Here is a 20,359-nt window from a genome sequence, read left to right as displayed (position 1 = left end):
TCCTTCTCTGGCCGCGGGCTCTAGCCTCTCGAAACGCTTTGGTTTTTGTCAAAAAGGCATAGAGCGCCTTTTCTTCAAGCTCTCCCGCGTCTGTCGAGCCTAGTCGGCCTTCGGCTACAATCACGAATAATTGTTGAAAACAAAAAAGTATTCCTTTAATAAATAGAATAAAAACCGCCTCCGTTTCTTTGCATCGGAGGCGGTTTGTTTTGAAATCCTATTTAATAATCCTGAATACAAGCGGGAAATGATATATTTCACCATTATACGCTTTTACAGCTGCTATGATGGTGAAAACAAAGGCCATTATACCAATGATCGGCAAAAGAATAAAGCCGACCAGTACTACCATCAGTATGGAAGCCACCAGACTGTATACTGTGTAGGAGATAATGAAGTTCAAATATTCCTTCCCATGAAAGTCTATAAATGGAGATTCGTCCTTTTTCAAAAGCCAAATAAGGAGCGGGCCAATCAAAGTTGTAAAGAAACTTGTCACATATATCGCCATTGCGAGCATTCTGTCATTGTTTGAAATTGTATCCATTTTATTCCCTCCCGTTTAATATCTATCTTTAATACGTAAGAGAGCAAAGAAGGTTTCAAAAACATTGATATTTTTATACGTACAAGCATATTCATTCTTTGAGCATGACTTGTGTGAATGGGGTGGTAAATATCCATGCTTAGGGAATGGGCTATTGACTTGCTTCAAGTCCTTGGTGACTATGGGTTTATTGGCATAGCCGTCGGTTTGATGATAGAGGTTATTCCAAGCGAGATTGTCCTCGGGTACGGAGGATTTTTAATAGCAACCGGTAAGATATCTTTTTTTCAAGCATTGATTGCAGGCGTTTTTGGAGGAACGATGGCCCAACTCTTCTTATACTGGCTTGGTATGTATGGAGGACGACCTTTTTTTGATCGTTATGGAAAATACTTATTTATCCAGTCTAAGCACTTGAATGCAGCTGAAAATTGGTTTGAACAGCACGGAACTGTAGTCATATTTACGGCGAGGTTCATACCAGTCATCCGGCATGCGATTTCCATCCCGGCAGGGATAGCCCGGATGTCATTTTCCCAATTTACCCTACTTACTATAGCTGCAATGTTTCCTTGGACGGTATTATTCCTATTGATCGGCATACAGCTGGAAAATCATTGGGATCAGATCGGAGAACATGCCACGGCCTATTTAAAACCGATCATCGGGATAGCTATAACTGTTCTTCTGTTATACTTTCTATTAAAAAAATGGAGACATAAACGTTTGTCGAAAAACGAAAAATAATATTTTAAAAAAGTTTATTTTAGCTATTTCCAAACAAAATAAATTTTTGTATTATATGGGTAGATAACAAGAAAAGCGTAAGCGCCGTTCTGGAGCTAGACAGCTTTTCTTCCAAAAAATAGAATACATCTCATAATTGAGGGAAGGCAAATGGTGCGCCACCAGTCCTGTTTCTGACTGGTATTAGTGGGTTCGATTCCCACCCCGAAATTTTTTATGCAAACTTAAAAAATTTCGAGGGCAGGATCGAACACAGACCTGCCCTGGGCAGGAGGGATTCAAATGATGCTCAAGAAACGTGAAGTAAATGGGCATGAATGCCGGATTTTGTTTGATTTGATGACGCATCCCGATGTCTTCCCTTTCGTACGTCAGAAAGCTTTTTCTTACGACGAGTTTGTTTTTTTAACAAAGCAGACAATTGAAGCAGAGGAACGTAACGAGTTGATTTCAAGGACCATTCTTGATGAATGGGAGAACCCGATTGGAACGATCAATCTTTATGATATCGACTCCAAGTCAGGATTCCTGGGAACGTGGATTGGTAAACCGTTTCACGGAAAAGGCTATAATAATATGGCCAAGGAAGCTTTTTTCCAGGAACTATTTTTTGAGCGCGAAATCGAAACAGTTTATATGCGGATCCGGAAAGAAAATATTCGGTCGAAAAAGGCGGCAGAAAAGCTTCCATACACCATTTTTTCCAATGAAACGAAACCGGAAATTTTTAATCAATTGAACCGCACTGAATATGTGTATGATCTTTATGAAGTGCCTAAAGATTTATACACCATGACATTTATTCGAAATTCTGCTGTAGAAGAAGAGACACAACCAATGGAAGCCTAGCTTCCGCTGCAATTGAACAGAACAAAAGTACAAGTGCATTGCTCAGCGCGGGCAAATAAGATGATTCCCTAGAAGGAAGTTCGTAAACGAACCGGGAAGCCACTGATTTTAATCACATCAGGAAATCTTTAACGAATACACTTCGTGAAGGTTGGCAACGGGCTTAACAAAGATTTTTCGCATAGGCTATAGCACAGGTGGCATTTTTTTATTGGATAGACATCCTTCTCGCCTTGTGACCTCGAGGGTTAGCCGTAATAAAAATCATAGGTAATAATTTCAAAAAACAAATATAAAATCAGCCGGAATTACAAGCCCCGGCTGATTTTAATTTGATTTACCCTCATCCATTTCTATAAATTCATTATATAGATTTCTCACAACATAAATTTTATATAATTCCAGCTTCTTTTTAGTTTCCGGATGGAAACGAATACCCTTTTCTTTTAATCTAGCAATATACCAGCCCTTGGAATAAATATACACCATCGATCTCCCCTTTCCCACGCCAAATATCTTATGCTGAGAGCAAATCAATGTTGCTTGTCCAAAATAGAGTAATAACAATAATGCCGGTATGATATAATCTGTCTTAAACATTTGTAACTTGAAAGAGGATGCCAATGAAACAGACATTTACCATTAAAGAAAAATTGACCCAGCTGAATATTATTCTAATCCCCATATTAATTACTCAACTGGCTATGTTTTCAATGACATTTTTTGACATAATGATGACTGGGAACTACTCCGCAAGCCATCTTGCGGGAGTTGCGATAGGGTCTTCGATATGGTTTCCTGTATTCACAGGTTTAAGCGGTATTTTATTGGCTGTGACACCCATTGTGGCCCAATTGACGGGAGCGAATAAGCACAAAGATGTTCCTTCTGCTGTTATACAAGGAGTTTATGCTTCATTAATTTTGGCAGCTGTCATTTTAACTATAGGCTGCCTTGTCCTTGATCCGATTTTAAACCGGATGAATTTAGAAGAGGAAGTTAGATATATAGCTAAATATTATATCATCAGTCTGGCTTTTGGGATCATTCCCGTTTTCGTATATAATGTTTTACGGTCATTTATTGACGCTCTTGGAAAAACAAGGGTCACAATGTTTATCACTTTGGCCTCTCTCCCCTTGAATATAATTTTTAACTATTTGCTTATATTCGGAAAAATGGGTCTTCCAAAATTGGGAGGCATTGGAGCCGGAATTGCATCGACACTTACCTATTGGATTATTACCGGGGCTGCCGCATGGATCATACATACAAAAAAACCGTTTATTGATTATGGGATCTTTATGAACGTTCAAAGAGTGTCCTTCAAAAAGCTGAAAGAGATTTTCACACTCGGTATCCCCATTGGTTTATCAATATTTGTTGAAACAAGCATTTTCGCAGCTGTAACTCTGTTTATGAGTGAATTTGGGACGGTTGTTATTGCTGCTCACCAAGCTGCACTCAATTTTGCCTCTCTCTTATATATGGTACCGATGAGCATCTCTATGGCTTTGACGATATTGGTCGGATATGAATACGGCGCCAATAGATTCCATGACGCACGAATATACAGCTTTATGGGGATCATCCAGGCTGTCATCATTTCATCTGCTGCAGGTATTTTTTTATTTATCTATCGTGTCCCGATCGCCGGTTTGTACAGCGACAGCCCTGAAGTGATTACATGGGCTGCACAGTTTTTAATGTATGCCGTTTTCTTTCAGTTATCAGATGCGGTACAGGCTCCAATCCAGGGTGCATTAAGGGGATATAAAGATGTTAATGCAACATTTATCATGGCTGTCATTTCATTTTGGATCATAGGTCTGCCTTTTGGATTCATATTGGCCAAATTTACTGATTTGGGTCCCTTCGGTTATTGGCTCGGATTGATCGTTGGCCTGGGTGCAGGTGCAGTAACTTTGTCACTAAGGCTTTTACACGTTCAAAAAATAAGAATAAATATAAAAAAGAACGAACAGGCTTTATAAGTAAGCTGTTCGTTCTTTTTTTCGTATTATTTTCCGATGAACTGTTGTGTCCAATAGTTGCCGTCAGCCACATGACCCACACCGATATGTGTGAAGTCTTTGCTTAGAATGTTAGCGCGGTGACCGGAGCTGTTCATCCAAGCGTTCACAACTTCTTCAGGAGTACGCTGACCCATTGCAATGTTTTCACCTGCAGAACGGTAGCTGATACCGAATTTTTTCATCATATCAAATGGAGAGCCGTATGTCGGGCTGTTGTGATCGAAATATTTGTTGACGGACATGTCTCTTGACTTTTCACGAGCTACTTTGCTCAATTCAACATCGATTTTAAGTGGAGCAAGTCCATTTTTAGTTCTTTCTGCATTCGTTAATTCAACGACCTTTTGCTCATATGCACTTAGTTGGCTGCTTTGCTGCTGAGCAGGCTTTTGTTCCTCTTTTTGTGGTTGAGGCTGTTGTTGCTGAGCAGGTGCCGGCTGTTTTTCAACAGGCTTTTGAACTTGTTGTGGAGCCTGTTTTTTCGGAGCTGGCTTTTGAACCTGTTGTGGTGCTGGCTTTTGAGCCGGTAGTTCAAATTTATAAGTGTTAGTTTCTGTATCCCATTTTGGATAAACTTTAAACTGTTTACACAAGTCATTAAATTTTTGCATATCGCCAGTTTGATAGAAATACACCTTTACATTTGACTGAACTTGATCAGGCTGTGCTGCACTTGCTTGTCCTGCTATTGGAGCGGCCAATAATCCCAATGCTGCCGCAGTAGAAACGATTGTTTTTTTCATTTTGTTTTTCCTCCCTGTCGTTTTCTGTTTTCATAGTATCATAGGATTTTCGTAATAATTGTGGGAGGAAATTCCAGATTCCAAACAGTTTTTTCCTTACATTGCTTAATACACAAGATGATTGATATAATGCGAGATTCCAAGGAAAATAGAAATGACTTACATTACCATAGCTTCCAATTTACAGTGCTGACAGTAAAAAACTTCTACTTTTTAGCTGTTGACAGTGTTTGAAAAAAGGGCGGTTTGTTACGTATGTTACGAAGATGTTTCAAATATGAAGATATGATGAGGTTTTTAACTGTTGAACTCTTCCTTCAGCTCCTATGAAGTTTTTGGGAGAACAATGCGCTTTCTTCGTTACACTTTTGTTTAAAAAGCTTAAGTTTTTCATACATAATGCTTTGTCCAGCTCCAGCTTACTTATAGGAGTTGCTTTTAACGTTCTAATCAATAAAAGATGTTGACGGCTATTAATAAAAAAATCGTTTGTTGGTTATTCTGAAAGAAAAAGGAGGTCATCATGAGTACAAGATATCGTTGCCCAAACTGCAAGACGAATCGGACACGGTTTAATATTGTTGAGCAAGTCGTTTCAGCTGTAAAATTGAACCCTGAAACCGGAGAAGTAGTTGAAAGGTATGATTCGATGGAAGAGGCCGGCCCCTTCCACACGCATTATAACGGACCTGACAAAAGGATACAGTGTGGATCATGCGGTTTGATTGAAGACGAAAGGACGTTTGCAAAGTTCGGTGAGCAATGAACCCATATTTTTTAAAATATAATGTAAAAAGAACTCCATGGACGGAGTTCTTTTTACATTAATTCTTATTTTTTCTTCTTTGACAGAACCTTTACCGCTTCTTTCACTTGTGGATCATTCTCATGAAGATGGTCACGTATTTTATTCATAAGTGCTACAGTAGTATCACCTGTAAGTACACCTGATGCCTTAAGGCTTTCCTCTTTTTGGAATTCCTCGACTGCACCTTTAGTTTCTTCATCAAAGTAGGAGTCTACCTTCCCCGGATCGTAACCCAATTCTTTCAAGATTTCCTCCGCAGCTTTCACATCTTGGGAGACTGTGTCCACTTTCAATTTCAAATCCGGATCAATAAATGATAGAGAAGCATACTTAGGCATTGCTACCTTTTTATCCGGTTCGATCCCTTTTTCATGAATCCAATTTCCGTCGGGTGTGAGCCACTTGGCCATCGTGTATTTGATATTTGAGCCATCTTGAAACTCATCGGTTGTTTGAACGGTACCTTTTCCAAATGTCTTGTCACCAATAAGTGGGATATTTGCGGATTCACTTACAGCTGCAGCCAGAATTTCCGCAGCACTTGCACTCCCTTCATCGACTAATACAACCGTCGGAACAGAGATTTTTTTGCCGTCCTTTGCCACATATTCTTCCACTTTTCCATCTTTATAGGCTACTTGGAATAACATTTTTCCTTTAGGAACAAAAAGATTAGAAATATTTACTGCCTGATCAAGCAAGCCGCCGGGATTTTTTCGAAGATCAAGGATCAATGATTTCATTCCCTTTTCTTCCATCTCTTTTAAAGCTTCGCTTAGATCTTTATCCGTATGACTGGAGAAGCTGGTAATTTGTATTTTGGCAATCCCGTTATCAAGCATTTCCGGATACACTGTATTGATTGGTATTTCATCACGTATAATGGTGACTTTTTTCGGTTCTTCGCCTTCTTTACGTTCAACAGTCAATGTCACCTTTGTACCTTTTTCTCCTCTGATTAGCAGGACTGCTTCATTGGCGCTCATACCTAGGACGCTTTTTCCATCCACCTCGGTTATTTTATCATTAGGCTTGATTCCCGCCTTTTCTGCCGGAGAGCCTTTTATCGGGGACACAACGACAATTGCTCCATCTTTTTCCTGAATCTCCGCGCCGATTCCTTCGAATGATGAGGTAATGCTGTCCTGAAAGACCTTGCTCTCTTCTTTTGTCATGTAATCTGAATAAGGATCATCGAGTGCTTTCACCATTCCGTCGATCGCACCATCAATTATTTTCTCTTGATCTACATCTTCGAAATAACTCTTCTTCAGTTTATCGTAGGTATTGTATAATTTATTAAATTCCGCTCTTTCTTGCATACCGACATTTACAGCCTTTTCATCACCGAATGAGAGAGCCAAAATGGTGATGCCCGCCGTAACAAAAACGATTAAAAAGATTAACATGACAAACCTGAACTTCTTCATTTTTATAAAACCAGCATTTTGCGGACTCTCTTGTCTTTGATTTTGCTCTTCTTCCATCCATCTCACCACTTTCATTGCGTCAGCTCATCCATACATGAACAATCATCCGTTAGTTATTCCAACCTCTTTATTTTACCAGTTTTACACGAACAGAGAAAGAATAATGGGCTTTACATGTTTTTAAGACATAACTATGAACAAAAGCGCAAGCGCTTTGATCAGCCCCGACAAGCACANACAAAAGCGCAAGCGCTTTGATCAGCCCCGACAAGCACAAGACGATTCCCGAGGAGGCAGCTCTTCAGCCACCACAGGGAAGCGGCTTGTGACCTCGAGGGGCTAGGCGCTGGAGCTGGATGTAGCACGAATAGATAATAAGTTATCAACAAACTTATGCGCTTTATAATTTCCTATAAAAAAACTTTGCCCGTTAAAAGGCAAAGTCGTTATATTTTTGCTACATTATCGAAGTATTCCTCAAGTGTCCAATCACGCTCATAGATGATTTTTGCTGCTTTTTCCCCTACATATCTGAAGTGCCATGGCTCAAACTGATATCCAGTGACTTCTTCTTTGCCTTTTGGATATCGTAGAATATACCCAAAGCGATGTGCATTGTCCTTTAGCCATTTGCCCTCAGATGTGTTTTCGAATTCCTGAACTAAAAGATGTTGTACAGACTCACTTGTTATGTCCATTGCCAATCCTGTCTGATGTTCGCTTGTTCCAGGAACGGCAACAGCCTGGGCAGCCTTAGTCTCTCCTGATTTATTTACCTCTGCTTGAAAAACCCCATTTTGACGGTCATAAGACCGATATCCGGAAGAAGCATACAAACGAATACCTTCATTTTTTGCTGCTTTAAACATTTTTTCTAAGGCATCTGCAGCTTCTTTCCTTAAGTAGCTTTTTTCAATATCCTGATTTCCAAAGGAAAAGTCCACTTTTGGACGAATCAAATCATCTGGTACATAATCACTAGGCAAAGCAAATGTTTTATTCACTAATGCCATCGTATTGCTTGCATTCATAATTTCCTGTTTACCATTCACTTCATTTACTTCATTAAAATATGCAGCATCTAAAGTAAGTTCGGAATCTTTTTGGTTATTCCTTTCCGCACTTTTTTCCTTTATTGAAGAAGACTCTGAGGTGCTGTCCGGTTTCTGTTCCTGTCTGTTTTCTCCCTGGAATTGACTCCATTGACATCCAGCAAGCAAGAGCCCAGCCACGATGATGCTAGTCATTTTTTTCATACGAAAATCTCACTACTCCAATTCACTTTCAAAAAAATTATTTTCCGGACAATTAACTTTTAACGGCTGATTCTAATGCCACTTCAATCATATCGTTAAAGGTTGTCTGCCGTTCTTCCGCGCTTGTCAACTCACCCGTAATGATATGGTCGCTCACTGTCAAAATCGAAAGAGCTTTACGCCCAAATTTAGCAGCTAGTGTATAAAGTGCGGCTGTTTCCATTTCAAGTGCCAAAATACCGTACTGTGCCCATTTCTCATGTTCCTCATTGTCGTTGTAAAACATATCTGCAGTAAATACATTCCCTACTTTTAAATGAAGACCCTTGTTTACCCCTTCATCATATGCTTTCTTTAAAAGGTCAAATGATGCCGTAGGCGCATAGTCAATTCCATTGAATGTCAGGCGGTTCATCTGTGAATCGGTCGAAGCTGACATTGCAAGGATGACATCACGAACTTTAACATCTTTTTGAATCGCACCACAAGTTCCTACTCTGATCAAATTTTGCACATTGTAACTTTCCATGAGCTCATTAATATAAATGGAGATGGATGGAACGCCCATTCCGGTTCCCTGAACTGAAATTCTTTTTCCTTTATATTCACCTGTATATCCCAGCATATTTCGAACAGTATTATAGCATTGAGCGTTATCCAAAAAGGTTTCGGCGATGTATTTTGCACGCAGCGGATCCCCTGGCAAAAGAATCGTCTCGGCAATGGCAGATTCCGGTGCATTTATATGTATACTCATTTTCATTCCCCTTCCTAATTTACTTCAACTCATATATTAAATGTTTACTGATTTTGATGCAAATTAACTTCAAATAAAATGACGCTTGGCCATATTTTATCCAAGCGTCATTTTAAAGTATATACGAAATTATCATGCGAATTTCTTTGTGACATATCTAACTCCGGCTAATAGGATATTCCCTGCATTGATTATACACACTTTTCATCTGGCTGCATGCCTGTGCCATCATACCTTCTAACAATTGCCGGACACTAGGAATATCATCAATAAGTCCGGCTGCCTGTCCCGCATTGACGTAGCCGCCGTTAAAGTCTCCATGAATAGCCCCTTTAATATGGTAATCCTCAGAGGTTTTCTCAACAAAATCCTCAATCTTCATACCTTTTTTTTCCGCTTCAATTATTGATTCCGCATAGTTTCCTTTAAGAACCCTCCGCACCCTTCCCAAGGAACGTCCTAAAATGACAGTGCCGAGATCATCCGCTTCCAGAAGTTTCTTTTTATAAACCGGGTGGAAAGGTGCTTCCTTGGTAGCAATAAACCTTGTACCCATTTGTACCCCGCTTGCTCCGAGCATCATTGCAGCGGCCAGCCCTCTTCCATCGGCGATTCCACCAGCAGCGAAGACTGGGATCTTCACTTTTTCTACGATTTGGGGAATAAGTGCAAATGTAGTTAATTCAAGATTAGAGTTGATTCCCGCTGCTTCAAACCCTTCAGCAACAAGCAGGTCGGCCCCAGCTGCTTCCGCTTTCAGTGCATGCCTGACTGAAGCGACAATCACTATAACCTTTATACCGTTCTTTTGTAAAAGAGGGATAAAAGGGGCCGGGTTTCCGGCAGACAAAGACACCGCCGCAATCTTATGTTTGATGGCCAAGTCTATCAATTCCTCTGTATATTGCGAAACAGTTATCGGTATATTCAATGCGAATGGTTTCTTCGTTCGTTCTTTGATATCATCAATGATCTTACCTACCTCAGCAGGCGGCATCGTTCCAGCTCCAACTGTCCCCAAACCGCCGGCCTCCGAAACAGCCGATGTCAACTGTGTATTGCTTATATTTCCCATTCCGCCTTGAATGATAGGATATTCTATCCCCAGTAAATCACATGCACGTTTCAATATTTTCACCATCCCATAAAAAAGTGTTATAGTAAAAGAGACGATTAATTTCTAAATATTTAGATCAAATGGAGGTTAAACAATGAAAATACCGTATAACCAAGCAGAACCCGAAGTACATTCAACTGTGTTTATTGCACCGGGAGCCTATTTAATCGGTGATGTGACCGTAGGCATGGAAACGACGATTTGGTTCAATGCCGTCCTGCGAGGCGATGAAGGCCCCATTAAGATCGGGCAAAGATGCAGTATTCAGGACAATACTACAATTCATATGTATGAGGGTTATCCGGCGATTATCGAAGATGAGGTCACTGTGGGCCATAATGTGATTTTACATGGATGCAAAGTTGGAAAGCGCTCAATTATTGGCATGGGCTCTACGATCTTAGATCATGTTGAAATAGGCGAGGAATGTATTATTGGAGCAAATACATTAATCCCTTCCGGGAAAAAAATCCCGCCAAGATCACTTGTTATCGGCTCCCCAGGAAAGGTTGTGCGCGAGTTGAACGAAAAAGATCTGGAACTCATTCAATCATCCATAGATACATATGTACAAAAAGGCAAGGAATACAATGCCATATTGAAACAGGATTGAAATTGGGCCTGCCCCCGTGCATGGGAGGCAGGCTTTTATTATTTTACAATATATGGATGATCATTCGCATTATAAAATGCATCTTTTTTCCTTAGGTCATTCTCTTTTTCAAAGATTGCCTCAAAAAAATTACTTGCCGGCTCGGCCAGAAGTTGGTAATATTGCCGGAACAACAATGCTGCATGATTTCCGCTCCACATCGGCGGCAGCAGATCCTTGGGCAGACCAGGGTCAACAAATAGGAACTTCCGGTATTCATGCACCAGTTTGGTCCTCTCGACAAAACAGTCAGCATTGCTCATTTTTCCTTCATTAAGCAAGCTCTGATGAACGATGAACTGTTTGCCGTATGTTGATACAAACTCCTCATATTTCTCCTCAATTTCATCAAGCGGCCAGCTTCTTTCAACAAGCCGGATATTATCCTGCGGACCAATATAATCTGATACAAAGAAGTCTACATACTCCTGAATCCCATATTTTTCAATTAACCAAGTCACTTCTTTTTCCAAATTATTAGGAGAAATCCAACAGCTGTGCGTAAAGCTACCAAAACCGCTCCACAACAATTCCTTACGTAAGTCATCCCTGATTTGCCTTTTCTCTTCCGGAATCGAATACATAAGCATTCTCCACTTTCCATCCCATTCATGTGGATCAAGCTTAAATATTCTTCTGCCTGCCTCATCGATTCTGCTAACTCCCCGAGCTGTCAAAAAATAGAAGCTTTTATTTCCCTGTCTTTCCGACTGAAGCCATCCCTGTTTTACCATCCTTGATACGGCCACCCGTACAGCCTGTTCATTATGTCCAAACTCTTTCAACAAGCCAATAAGACTGCCAATCCAAATTTTATTACCGTAATGGCGAATATAATCACCGTAGATTGTGAAAATCATTGATTGCGTGTTAAGGCCCATCTATCCGTCACTCTTTTCATTAACAATTTCGTGTTATTTCATTATACCACTCCGCTACTGAAGATAAGATGTTTTTGCCCATAGAAGGGCTTTAACAAATAACCCTTACTTGAAAAAGCAAGGGTATTTTTCCATTAATCTTTATTTTCTACGATGACCGAAATCCCCTGCCCTACTCCGATACACATTGTCGCCAGTCCGTATTTCGATTGCCGTCTTCTCATTTCATAGATCAAGGTTGTCAAAATTCTTGCACCACTTGCTCCAAGCGGATGGCCAAATGCAATGGCACCGCCGTTCACATTCACTTTCTCCTTGTTAAGCCCCAGTTCTTTAATGCATTGGATAGACTGGGAAGCAAAGGCTTCATTAAGCTCTACCAAATCTATATCGTCTACAGTTAAACCAGCACGCTCAAGCGCCTTTTTACTTGAATAGATTGGCCCGAGCCCCATGACAGCCGGTTCAAGTCCTGCAACTGCCCCGACCCTATATGTCACTAAAGGCTTCATGCCGAGTTCTTCAGCTTTTTCCTTGCTCATCAATAATAAAGCGGATGCACCGTCATTTACACCTGAAGCATTTCCGGCAGTCACCGTACCTCCCGGAAAAATAGGCCTTAATTTGGACAATTTTTCTAAAGATGTATCTGGGCGGGGATGTTCGTCAGAATCCACGATAATTTCATTTCCTTTTCTGTCTGTATAAACAACAGGAACAATCTCTTTTTCGAAAAGTTTTTCCCCCATTGCCCTTTTTGCTTTCATCTGGCTCTCGAAGGCGAATTCATCCTGTTCCTCCCTTGAGATACTGCACCTTTTTGCAACATTTTCAGCAGTTTCAGGCATGGTATCGGCCCCATACATATCTTTCAGTTTCTGATTGGTAAAACGCCATCCGATAGTTGTGTCCTGAAGTTCCATCGCCCCCCTCGGGAATTCCTTGTCGGGCTTGGCCATAACGAGTGGTGCCCTCGTCATGCTTTCCGTTCCCCCGGCAATAAAAATATCTCCATCACCGACAGCTATCGCCCTTGCAGCGTACATCACAGCGTCTAGTCCCGAGCCGCAAAGCCTGTTAACTGTCGTCCCGGCTACACTTAGGGGCAGGCTTGCTAAAAGGGCAGACATACGTGCAACGTTCCTGTTATCCTCCCCAGCCTGATTGGCATTTCCCATTACTACTTCCTCAATTTGCTCTTTCGGGAGTTCGGGATTCCTGTTAATCAGAGCTTCGATGACTTTAGCCCCCAAATCGTCCGGCCGAATATTTTTTAATGCCCCCTTATACCTTCCGAATGGTGTTCTAACAGCGTCGACAATAACAACTTCCCTCATTTTTTCATCAACTCTTTTTCTATATTTGTATATTCATAAACTCCTCTTCCAGTTTTCCGTCCAAGTCTTCCAGCTTTGACATACTGCTCCAACAGCGGAGCAGGCCTGTATTTTTCACCCAGCTTCTCATGGAGGTATCGCAAATTGTTTAACCGCGCATCCAACCCAACTAGATCAGCCAGTTCAAAAGGGCCCATCGGATAATTCAATCCTAGCTTTATGGCTTTATCTATATCCTCAGGGCTGCCGAGACCTTCTTGAAGCATGTAGAATGCTTCATTCCCAACAAGTGCACTGATCCTGCTAGTGACGAACCCTGGAAACTCGTTGATGATAACCGTTTCTTTACCCATTTTTTCTGCTGTATTTTTTATTATTTCAGCAGTCTCATCACTAGTTTCCAAACCTTTGACTATTTCTACCAAGGGCATTTTATGCACGGGATTGAAAAAATGCATGGCTATCGTTTTATCTGGACGCTTCGCATACGAGCCGATTTCTGTCGGGCTCATCGTTGAAGTGTTTGTAGCGAACAGGCATTGTTCCGGAGCAGATTGCTCCAACTTTTCAAATACCAGCCTTTTAATTTCAGCCTTTTCCGGAACAGCCTCTATGACCAAATCAGCCTTCGAAGCAGCTTCGTCCAAATCCGACCTATACGCCAGATTATCTTTTATTCGGCTAAAAATCTCATCAGTTAGCTTCCCGATAGACAGACCCTTCTCAGCAATTTTATTTATCTCTTCTCTTGCATTCTTTAAGGCATTCTCATTAACGTCCACGAGATTCACCGTAAAGCCTGACGTTGCTGCCACATAAGCTATCCCTCTTCCCATGACTCCTGAGCCGACAACTGTAATATTTTGAATCATCTATTTTCCTCCCTTTTCAGAAAAGTGCTAGGCGCGCAGCCTTAGGTGACAGGCACAAGGCAAATTTTGATGAGTGATTTCCTCGCCACTACAGAATATCTACATATAATACTTGCGTGCAGCCACCCTGAATATGCTTAAAAACAGCTTTATGACAGGGGGAAACATACACTTCCTTGAATTGCAGTGCGTTCACACGATATATGATACCTTACAACTAATGACCTCGAGACAATGGGACCTAGCCGCCATAAAGCGCCACGTCCTCTGGCGGAGTCGGCACTTGGCCCTCCTGTCCGGCGAGCTAGACATAACACACCTGCACTTTACTTAATAAGAAAAGCGGAAGGCTCCTTGTGCAATTCCGCATTATTTTGCCTTGTAAAAAAGTACGAATAGAAAATATTGCGATCCTCTATTCGTACGGTGATGAAAACGCATTCAAATATTTGAAATTGGCTTCATTGCTTCAAATGGATTTTTACAAGATTTACAATATAAGATGCTCCTGCAAGCTGTTGGTCCAAAAATATTCTCCATCGTCACGTAGGTTGACCCGCAGTAGGGACAGTCAACATGCCAAGTGCCATCTTCATCCATATGGCGAGGTGGCGGAGCTATACCGAACTTCCTCAACCCTTCATGCCCTTTTGGTGTAATTCTATCAGAGGTCCATGGTGGATGATAAATGAACTGGACTTCCGCTCTTTCCACTCCTGCACAAGCTTTAATGGCTTGAATGATATCCCGCTCGATAATTTCCAGTGCAGGACATCCCAAAAATGTAGGAAGGACATCAACTGTAACTTTCGTTCCCTCAATATGGATATTTTCAATCATGCCTAAATCTATCACGCTGACCGTATCAATTTCCGGATCTTTGACAGAATCCAAGACGTTCAAAATGTTATTTTTGGAAATGGGCAAGACTGTGTTCATCCTCGATCCCCTCCTTGCATATTACCATGAAGCTGCCGTATCCAGTCGATAGACCTCAGAAAGGGTTTCAAGGGCTGACTCGAGGTCCTTAGAATGCTCGCCCAACCGCCCATTCAACTCTTGTATTTCCGGAACTTTTGGAAGTTCCAAATCAAGGGATGTATAGGCTTTATCCAACTCGTCATACCATCTTTTTTGGAGGACCTTTCCTTCTTCAATCAGGCCGTATCGGTGAATCTCATTTGCATGCTGTCCGAATGTGAACATATCACCGAAATCTTCCAACGCTAAAGCAATGGCTTTATTCATTCTTTCGATGGCTTCGTCAGAGGAATTGAGCAGTTGAACAAACCAGGTTTTCCAATGGAGATTATGGTAAAAGAGTTCCATGCTCACCCTTGTGGCTATTTCAGCGGCAGGCTTATACGAACTGTTCTTCAGTGAATCAATCTTTACCTTCTTAGCAGTTGTATAAAAATAATTTCTTACTACAGCGTAGGCCCAATCGTATTTAGGCGTATCCATATAATATCCCTCACCGTTCGGCCTTTCTGCAATAATGCTGTTCCTCCGTTCATCGGAAGGGCGTAAATGTGCCAAATCATCCGCTGTCCCATATTCCAACTCTTCAAGTAAAGTGTAGAACATTGCTGCATGCCCCATGCAATCCTGGCTGATGGAGGAAAACGCCACATCTTCTTCGATATGCGGGGCAAGCCCAAGCCATTCGGAACCCCTGAATGAAATCAAAAAATCATCATCCGCAAATTGAAACAATAAATCCGCAACTGCCTCTTTGTACTTTTCATCAGTCTTTACGTCTGTCATCTTCTCCCGTCTCCTCCCCATGAAAGAATTTCTTTCTCATCGAGCATCTGCTGCTCATATTGCCGCCATTTTTTTCTTAAATAGCCATATCCCTTCGTTAGCCTATAATCCTTATTATCCAGCCTGGCTAAGCTTCTTTTCTCATCCGGATTTAGCGAGCGGATATTGTCTCTTTTAACAACCCAAATATCAGCTACAGGCTCTCGCCTCATGAAGTTTTCTTGAGCCATAACCAAGGCCATTTCCTCATTAGGGGCCAGCAGGGAAAATTGATGCTGGAACGGGGCTGTTGCTGTCCGTTTACTAAACACTTCAAATTCTTGATAAAACGTATTTCCAGTAGTCATGACAATCCCTCCTTACGCTTGCTTGCCAAGTGCTTGACGCACCCATGCATTATTTTCATAGGAAACTCTTCTCAGGTTCAGCCGCGCTTGGGAGCGGGGACCTTCATTTCTAATGATCTTTTTGAATTCATTCCAGTCTGGCTGCCGATATTCCCATCTCTCTTCCTCTTCATTGTATTTAATTGTTGGGTCTGGGATCGTTAATCCTAGAGAAAGAATACGCGGAACATATTTATTGAAAAAGTCCTGCCTTAATTGTTCATTTGTTTTCGTTCTGATTTTGTATTTGATCGTAACGTCTTGCTTTGAACGTCCTGTAGTATCACTGCTTGCCGGACCAAAGAACATTAACAGCGCATCCCACCAGCGGTTTAGGGCATCCTGAATCATTTGTTTTTGCTCTTTCGTTCCTTCGGCCAGTGCCATGATTATCGCTTCGCCGTGCTGGGCATGGAAAACTTCCTCTGCGCAAATCCGCTGTAGTACCCTGGCATATGGTCCATATGAAGCTCCGAGCATATTAGTCTGGGTAATGATCGCTGCACCATCGACAAGCCAGCCAATCAAACCTGCATCCGCCCATGTTAGCGTTTTCATGTGGAAGACATTATGAAACTTCAAATCCCCCTTAAAAAGATCCTGCATCAAGTCCTCCCTATTTTTTCCATAAGGCTTCAAAAGATCTTCCGCAACCCTCAATAATAACTGGCCATGCCCCATTTCGTCCTGAACTTTTGCCATAATACCGAGTTTTCTTCTTAGCGACGGCGCTTTCGGTACCCATTCCTTTTCCGGGAGTGCTCCCATAATCTCACTAATTCCGTGCATGGAAATCAATTTGATAAGAGCAATCCGGTATTCGTCGGGCATCCAATCATCTGCTTCAATTTTATCGTCCGCTTCAATTCGTTCCATAAAATTTTGCAATTTTTCAGATTCCGTCGCTTGTTCAGCATAGATCACGCCTGTCATCTAAAAAACCTCCCGTTGTATAACAGTCATTTTACGTTATTGTAAGTTATTGTTATATTAAAATCAATAGTTAGCCCTTTTTTATAAGTATAAGAGATTACCCCGCTTTTTCCACTTGGCCTTCAAACGGTTCATCTGCTACTTTGATTGAATCTGTCGGACATCCGTCGCAGGCATCCTCCAAGTCGTCATATAATTCTTCCGGCACCTCCGCCATTCCGGTATTTTCATCTAAAATGACATATGACAACCCTTCCTCATTATAGTCGAATATATCCGGTGCACAGGCTCCGCACGAACCACAGGCAATACATGTATCCTGGTCAACAATTGTATATTTAGACATAAATGTCTTCCTCCTTTAATGTTTTAAACTTTGACTTTCTTCTTCTCCATTACAGTCGTACTATGAATCGGCTGTACTCTTGATGATGAATCAATCGACACTTTCGCATTACTGACTGCTACCGGGGCTTCTCCGAAACCTGTGGCAATCAGCTTGACCTTCCCTTCGTACGTATTGATATCACCAACCGCGTAAACGCCTTTAATTTTTGTTTCCATTTTTGAATCGACGACAATTGAATTCTTTTCTATTTCCAATCCCCAGTCTTTAATTGGTCCAAGTGAAGCAATAAATCCGTAATTGCATAAAACCGCATCAACTTCCACAACAACTTCCTCTTTCGTTTTGACGTGCTGCAAGATCACCTGTTCAATTTGCCTGTCTCCCAGCAGGTCAACTGGTATATAGGGCGTTAAAATATTCACCGAAGAACTATTGAGTAATTCTACGCTATGTTCATGTGCCCTGAACTTTTCCCTGCGGTGGGCAATAATCACTTCTTTCGCAATCGGTTCAAGCATCAGCGACCAATCCACGGCGGAATCACCTCCACCAAAAAGCTGCACTTTTTTATCTGTAAACTTTGTCATGTCGTCAACGAAATAATAAAGATTGCTCTGTTCATAATTGGCGGCTTTTTTAAGCGGCAGTTTCCTAGGTTGAAACGCTCCATTACCCGCAGTGATAACGATCGTCCTGGAATAATGGATTCCCTTGTCGGTAGTTAAAATGAAAGTGCCGTCATTTTGTTTAACTAAAGATTCCACCGATTCATTCAGGCAAACTTCCTGCTCAAACATGCGCATCTGCTTTTTCAAGCTGTCTACAAGCTCCTGGGCGCGCACTTTGGGAAAACCTGCAACATCGTAAATATATTTTTCAGGATATAAGGCGGAGAGCTGCCCTCCCAGCTTGGGCAGGCTCTCGATAATTTTGACAGACATTTGTCTTAAACCCGCATAAAAAGCTGTAAACATACCAGCAGGGCCGCCGCCAACAATCGTTATATCATATACTTTATTATCCATCTCTGTTTGAAAGCACTCCTTTTAGTAATGTGGTATTAAGAAAGCATAACTGGCCCTGATTTCCTTTGGTCAACGATTCTTATGGCTTTGCCTTCTGATCTAGGGATGCTCTTTGGAGTTCCGATCACTGTTTTGACCGAAACAAGGCAAGCAGATTTCATTTCATGCTTAATTTTTCTCTCAAGTATCAATATCTGTTCATGTTTGAGATCCCCATTAATACCCTTAAACAGCTCATCGGTTATCTCCACATGCAGCTCAGCACAATCCATCGGACCTTCTTTGATAAGCCGGATCTGATAGTACGGGGCCAGACCTTCAATTTGCAAAAGAACACGTTCCATTTCCGAAGGGAAAACATTCACCCCGCGAATAATGATCATGTCATCAGTTCTTCCCTTGACTCTTGACATCCTAGTCGTTGTTCTGCCGCATTTGCATTTATCCCTGGTGATAGATCCGATATCTCCAGTTCGGTATCTTATAACTGGAAACGCTTCCTTTGTAAGAGTGGTGAAAACAAACTCACCGTCCTCACCGTCCTCCACGGGTTCCGATGTTTCCGTATCAATGACTTCCACTAGGAAATGGTCATCAGCTATATGAAGACCGTCCTGCGCGACATGACATTCGATTGAAACACCCGGCCCCATTATTTCACTTAATCCATAAATATCGACGGCTTTGATACCCAGCAAGTCTTCGATTTTTCCGCGCATCTCTTCCGACCAGGGCTCTGCACCGAATATTCCGTACCTTAAACTGTTATCTCTCGAATCCAGCCCCATCTCCCGCATTTTTTCAGCAATGTTCAAAGCGTATGAAGGCGTGCATGCAAGCCCTTTAGGCTTAAAATCCTGAATGGCCAATATCTGCCTTTCAGTATTCCCCCCCGAAATTGGAACCACTGCCGCTCCCAGTTTTTCAGCGCCATAATGTAACCCTAATCCACCAGTGAACAGCCCATATCCATAAGCGTTATGGAAAACATCTCCTTTACTTCCCCCAGCAGCAACAATAGCCCTTGCGATAAGTTCCGACCAGACATTGATGTCATTTTGAGTATAGCTGACAACAGTCGGCTTCCCGCTCGTTCCAGAAGAACCGTGCATCCGGACGATATTTTCCATGGGCTCTGCAAACAATCCAAAAGGATAGTTTTCTCGCAAATTCTGTTTTTTGGTAAAAGGCAGTTTTTTGATATCCTTTATGCTTTTGATTTCTTCTAAATCAATCCCCTGTTTGTCAAACTTCTCTTTATAAAAGCTTACTTTGCTATATACCCTGTTCAACGTTTCTTTCAGGCGTAAATATTGCAGTTCTTCTTTTTCTGCTATTGACAGCGTTTCCATTTCAGCATTATACGTTTCCATTTCAGCATTATATATCATAGAATCTACCTCCATTTGCATATCTTTTTGTCTTTAATGTAACAAAGTGCGTCCGTTAATACATTTATATGTTATATGTGTAATTTAATCCCTCTACTGATAAAAGTCAACTGTTTTTTCCGAAAATTTAATGTGTTTGTAAATATTCACCTATCATCTTGACCTCCCTAGCTTTATTCCTTAATAAAACTAACTTGCCAAATTGACATATACTTGAAATTATTCAAATTATTATGTTTACATTAAAAATGTATTATGGTATCTTTGTCTCAAGTTGTAAGGGCTTTCTTACTATCCGTTTTTGTTTTGTAACAAGAATATCTTAGGAGGTGATCCAAACAGTCACAAGCCTGCATTACAATCCTCTCAAATATCGAATTAAAAATGAAGGTTGAAACTATTACAGACAAAATTGTAGACCCTGAAATGTTTGACTATTCTTTCTACTATTGCTATTTTACTTATTTCAAGGAGGA

Annotated in this window: 22 protein-coding genes; 5 read left to right on the top strand and 17 right to left on the bottom strand. The window is 41.3% G+C overall.

Annotated features, from left to right (window positions below; genetic code table 11):
* Positions 1-217: 217 nt before the first annotated feature.
* Positions 218-547: a DUF4870 domain-containing protein gene (locus tag D4T97_RS13915; protein WP_126051362.1), complete on the bottom strand. Its 330-nt coding sequence runs from the start codon at positions 545-547 to the stop codon at positions 218-220.
* A gap of 135 nt (positions 548-682) precedes the next feature.
* Here D4T97_RS13915 and D4T97_RS13910 point away from each other — a divergent pair, with 135 nt between their 5' ends.
* Complete coding sequence (locus tag D4T97_RS13910; protein ID WP_126051361.1) at positions 683-1,294, top strand: DedA family protein; 612 nt, start codon at positions 683-685, stop codon at positions 1,292-1,294.
* Between the two features lie 285 nt (positions 1,295-1,579).
* Positions 1,580-2,143, top strand: coding sequence for a GNAT family N-acetyltransferase (locus D4T97_RS13905; RefSeq protein WP_126051517.1), 564 nt, complete (start codon positions 1,580-1,582; stop codon positions 2,141-2,143).
* Positions 2,144-2,470: 327 nt separating this feature from the next.
* Here the strand turns inward: D4T97_RS13905 and D4T97_RS13900 are convergent, their stop codons facing one another.
* A complete protein-coding gene (locus D4T97_RS13900) occupies positions 2,471-2,632 on the bottom strand; it encodes a DUF2639 domain-containing protein (protein WP_126051516.1) in 162 nt (53 codons plus the stop codon).
* A 134-nt stretch (positions 2,633-2,766) separates the two neighbouring features.
* On the opposite strand from D4T97_RS13900, the gene D4T97_RS13895 reads away from it, so the two are divergent.
* The gene (locus tag D4T97_RS13895; protein WP_126051360.1) at positions 2,767-4,137 is read left to right on the top strand and encodes an MATE family efflux transporter; all 1,371 of its coding nucleotides are present in this window, start codon (positions 2,767-2,769) and stop codon (positions 4,135-4,137) included.
* Between the two features lie 26 nt (positions 4,138-4,163).
* Here the strand turns inward: D4T97_RS13895 and D4T97_RS13890 are convergent, their stop codons facing one another.
* Positions 4,164-4,922, bottom strand: a complete 759-nt coding sequence (locus D4T97_RS13890; RefSeq protein ID WP_126051359.1) for a CAP domain-containing protein — start codon at positions 4,920-4,922, stop codon at positions 4,164-4,166.
* 523 nt (positions 4,923-5,445) lie between these two features.
* Between D4T97_RS13890 and D4T97_RS13885 the strand changes: the two genes are divergently transcribed.
* On the top strand, positions 5,446-5,688 hold the full coding sequence (locus D4T97_RS13885; protein WP_126051358.1) for a DNA alkylation repair protein: 243 nt from the start codon (positions 5,446-5,448) through the stop codon (positions 5,686-5,688).
* 65 nt (positions 5,689-5,753) lie between these two features.
* Here the strand turns inward: D4T97_RS13885 and D4T97_RS13880 are convergent, their stop codons facing one another.
* From D4T97_RS13880 to D4T97_RS13865, 4 genes are all read right to left on the bottom strand, one after another.
* Positions 5,754-7,235 carry a lmo1851 family serine protease gene (locus D4T97_RS13880; protein WP_235872256.1) on the bottom strand — a complete coding sequence of 494 codons (1,482 nt, stop codon included), beginning with the start codon at positions 7,233-7,235 and terminating at the stop codon, positions 5,754-5,756.
* Positions 7,236-7,606: 371 nt separating this feature from the next.
* Positions 7,607-8,416, bottom strand: coding sequence for a M15 family metallopeptidase (locus D4T97_RS13875; RefSeq protein ID WP_126051357.1), 810 nt, complete (start codon positions 8,414-8,416; stop codon positions 7,607-7,609).
* Between the two features lie 52 nt (positions 8,417-8,468).
* Positions 8,469-9,173 carry a purine-nucleoside phosphorylase gene (gene deoD / locus D4T97_RS13870; protein WP_126051356.1) on the bottom strand — a complete coding sequence of 235 codons (705 nt, stop codon included), beginning with the start codon at positions 9,171-9,173 and terminating at the stop codon, positions 8,469-8,471.
* 157 nt (positions 9,174-9,330) lie between these two features.
* Positions 9,331-10,302, bottom strand: a complete 972-nt coding sequence (locus tag D4T97_RS13865; protein ID WP_164525579.1) for an NAD(P)H-dependent flavin oxidoreductase — start codon at positions 10,300-10,302, stop codon at positions 9,331-9,333.
* Between the two features lie 82 nt (positions 10,303-10,384).
* Here D4T97_RS13865 and D4T97_RS13860 point away from each other — a divergent pair, with 82 nt between their 5' ends.
* Complete coding sequence (locus D4T97_RS13860; RefSeq protein WP_126051354.1) at positions 10,385-10,903, top strand: gamma carbonic anhydrase family protein; 519 nt, start codon at positions 10,385-10,387, stop codon at positions 10,901-10,903.
* Positions 10,904-10,941: 38 nt separating this feature from the next.
* Here D4T97_RS13860 and paaX read toward each other — a convergent pair whose 3' ends face one another.
* The 10 genes from paaX to D4T97_RS13810 form a co-directional block, all read right to left on the bottom strand.
* Positions 10,942-11,823, bottom strand: a complete 882-nt coding sequence (paaX, locus tag D4T97_RS13855) for a phenylacetic acid degradation operon negative regulatory protein PaaX (RefSeq protein ID WP_126051353.1) — start codon at positions 11,821-11,823, stop codon at positions 10,942-10,944.
* A gap of 134 nt (positions 11,824-11,957) precedes the next feature.
* Positions 11,958-13,160: a thiolase family protein gene (locus tag D4T97_RS13850; RefSeq protein ID WP_126051352.1), complete on the bottom strand. Its 1,203-nt coding sequence runs from the start codon at positions 13,158-13,160 to the stop codon at positions 11,958-11,960.
* The gene (locus D4T97_RS13845; RefSeq protein ID WP_126051351.1) at positions 13,157-14,032 is read right to left on the bottom strand and encodes a 3-hydroxyacyl-CoA dehydrogenase; all 876 of its coding nucleotides are present in this window, start codon (positions 14,030-14,032) and stop codon (positions 13,157-13,159) included. Before D4T97_RS13845 ends, D4T97_RS13850 begins: the two co-directional genes overlap by 4 nt.
* 441 nt (positions 14,033-14,473) lie before the next feature.
* Positions 14,474-14,971, bottom strand: a complete 498-nt coding sequence (gene paaD / locus D4T97_RS13840; protein ID WP_126051350.1) for a 1,2-phenylacetyl-CoA epoxidase subunit PaaD — start codon at positions 14,969-14,971, stop codon at positions 14,474-14,476.
* A gap of 21 nt (positions 14,972-14,992) precedes the next feature.
* Positions 14,993-15,799: a 1,2-phenylacetyl-CoA epoxidase subunit PaaC gene (paaC, locus tag D4T97_RS13835; protein WP_126051349.1), complete on the bottom strand. Its 807-nt coding sequence runs from the start codon at positions 15,797-15,799 to the stop codon at positions 14,993-14,995.
* Positions 15,796-16,146 carry a 1,2-phenylacetyl-CoA epoxidase subunit PaaB gene (gene paaB / locus D4T97_RS13830; protein WP_126051348.1) on the bottom strand — a complete coding sequence of 117 codons (351 nt, stop codon included), beginning with the start codon at positions 16,144-16,146 and terminating at the stop codon, positions 15,796-15,798. The genes paaC and paaB overlap by 4 nt, the downstream gene beginning before the upstream one ends.
* Before the next feature lie 12 nt (positions 16,147-16,158).
* Positions 16,159-17,118: a 1,2-phenylacetyl-CoA epoxidase subunit PaaA gene (gene paaA / locus D4T97_RS13825; RefSeq protein WP_126051347.1), complete on the bottom strand. Its 960-nt coding sequence runs from the start codon at positions 17,116-17,118 to the stop codon at positions 16,159-16,161.
* A 97-nt stretch (positions 17,119-17,215) separates the two neighbouring features.
* Complete coding sequence (locus D4T97_RS13820; RefSeq protein ID WP_126051346.1) at positions 17,216-17,464, bottom strand: ferredoxin; 249 nt, start codon at positions 17,462-17,464, stop codon at positions 17,216-17,218.
* A gap of 23 nt (positions 17,465-17,487) precedes the next feature.
* The gene (locus D4T97_RS13815) at positions 17,488-18,492 is read right to left on the bottom strand and encodes an NAD(P)/FAD-dependent oxidoreductase (RefSeq protein WP_126051345.1); all 1,005 of its coding nucleotides are present in this window, start codon (positions 18,490-18,492) and stop codon (positions 17,488-17,490) included.
* A 35-nt stretch (positions 18,493-18,527) separates the two neighbouring features.
* On the bottom strand, positions 18,528-19,883 hold the full coding sequence (locus D4T97_RS13810) for a phenylacetate--CoA ligase family protein (protein WP_235872255.1): 1,356 nt from the start codon (positions 19,881-19,883) through the stop codon (positions 18,528-18,530).
* Between the last annotated feature and the right edge of the window lie 476 nt (positions 19,884-20,359).

The organism is Siminovitchia acidinfaciens (genome assembly GCF_003605385.1).
GTDB classification, from domain to species: domain Bacteria; phylum Bacillota; class Bacilli; order Bacillales; family Bacillaceae_C; genus Siminovitchia; species Siminovitchia acidinfaciens.
This window is presented reverse-complemented; position numbering and strand designations above follow the sequence as displayed.

Bases quoted from the DNA above. Each gene is read 5' to 3' on its own strand.
- D4T97_RS13890 (WP_126051359.1), bottom strand. From the start codon at position 4,922: ATGAAAAAAACAATCGTTTCTACTGCGGCAGCATTGGGATTATTGGCC.
- D4T97_RS13850 (WP_126051352.1), bottom strand. From the start codon at position 13,160: ATGAGGGAAGTTGTTATTGTCGACGCTGTTAGAACACCATTCGGAAGG.
- paaB (WP_126051348.1), bottom strand. From the start codon at position 16,146: ATGACTACTGGAAATACGTTTTATCAAGAATTTGAAGTGTTTAGTAAA.
- D4T97_RS13875 (WP_126051357.1), bottom strand. From the start codon at position 8,416: ATGAAAAAAATGACTAGCATCATCGTGGCTGGGCTCTTGCTTGCTGGA.
- D4T97_RS13885 (WP_126051358.1), top strand. From the start codon at position 5,446: ATGAGTACAAGATATCGTTGCCCAAACTGCAAGACGAATCGGACACGG.
- D4T97_RS13815 (WP_126051345.1), bottom strand. From the start codon at position 18,492: ATGGATAATAAAGTATATGATATAACGATTGTTGGCGGCGGCCCTGCT.
- D4T97_RS13905 (WP_126051517.1), top strand. From the start codon at position 1,580: ATGCTCAAGAAACGTGAAGTAAATGGGCATGAATGCCGGATTTTGTTT.
- deoD (WP_126051356.1), bottom strand. From the start codon at position 9,173: ATGAGTATACATATAAATGCACCGGAATCTGCCATTGCCGAGACGATT.
- D4T97_RS13910 (WP_126051361.1), top strand. From the start codon at position 683: ATGCTTAGGGAATGGGCTATTGACTTGCTTCAAGTCCTTGGTGACTAT.
- D4T97_RS13915 (WP_126051362.1), bottom strand. From the start codon at position 547: ATGGATACAATTTCAAACAATGACAGAATGCTCGCAATGGCGATATAT.
- paaD (WP_126051350.1), bottom strand. From the start codon at position 14,971: ATGAACACAGTCTTGCCCATTTCCAAAAATAACATTTTGAACGTCTTG.
- D4T97_RS13810 (WP_235872255.1), bottom strand. From the start codon at position 19,883: ATGATATATAATGCTGAAATGGAAACGTATAATGCTGAAATGGAAACG.
- D4T97_RS13820 (WP_126051346.1), bottom strand. From the start codon at position 17,464: ATGTCTAAATATACAATTGTTGACCAGGATACATGTATTGCCTGTGGT.
- D4T97_RS13845 (WP_126051351.1), bottom strand. From the start codon at position 14,032: ATGATTCAAAATATTACAGTTGTCGGCTCAGGAGTCATGGGAAGAGGG.
- paaA (WP_126051347.1), bottom strand. From the start codon at position 17,118: ATGACAGGCGTGATCTATGCTGAACAAGCGACGGAATCTGAAAAATTG.
- D4T97_RS13880 (WP_235872256.1), bottom strand. From the start codon at position 7,235: ATGAAAGTGGTGAGATGGATGGAAGAAGAGCAAAATCAAAGACAAGAG.
- paaC (WP_126051349.1), bottom strand. From the start codon at position 15,799: ATGACAGACGTAAAGACTGATGAAAAGTACAAAGAGGCAGTTGCGGAT.
- D4T97_RS13860 (WP_126051354.1), top strand. From the start codon at position 10,385: ATGAAAATACCGTATAACCAAGCAGAACCCGAAGTACATTCAACTGTG.
- D4T97_RS13895 (WP_126051360.1), top strand. From the start codon at position 2,767: ATGAAACAGACATTTACCATTAAAGAAAAATTGACCCAGCTGAATATT.
- D4T97_RS13900 (WP_126051516.1), bottom strand. From the start codon at position 2,632: ATGGTGTATATTTATTCCAAGGGCTGGTATATTGCTAGATTAAAAGAA.
- paaX (WP_126051353.1), bottom strand. From the start codon at position 11,823: ATGGGCCTTAACACGCAATCAATGATTTTCACAATCTACGGTGATTAT.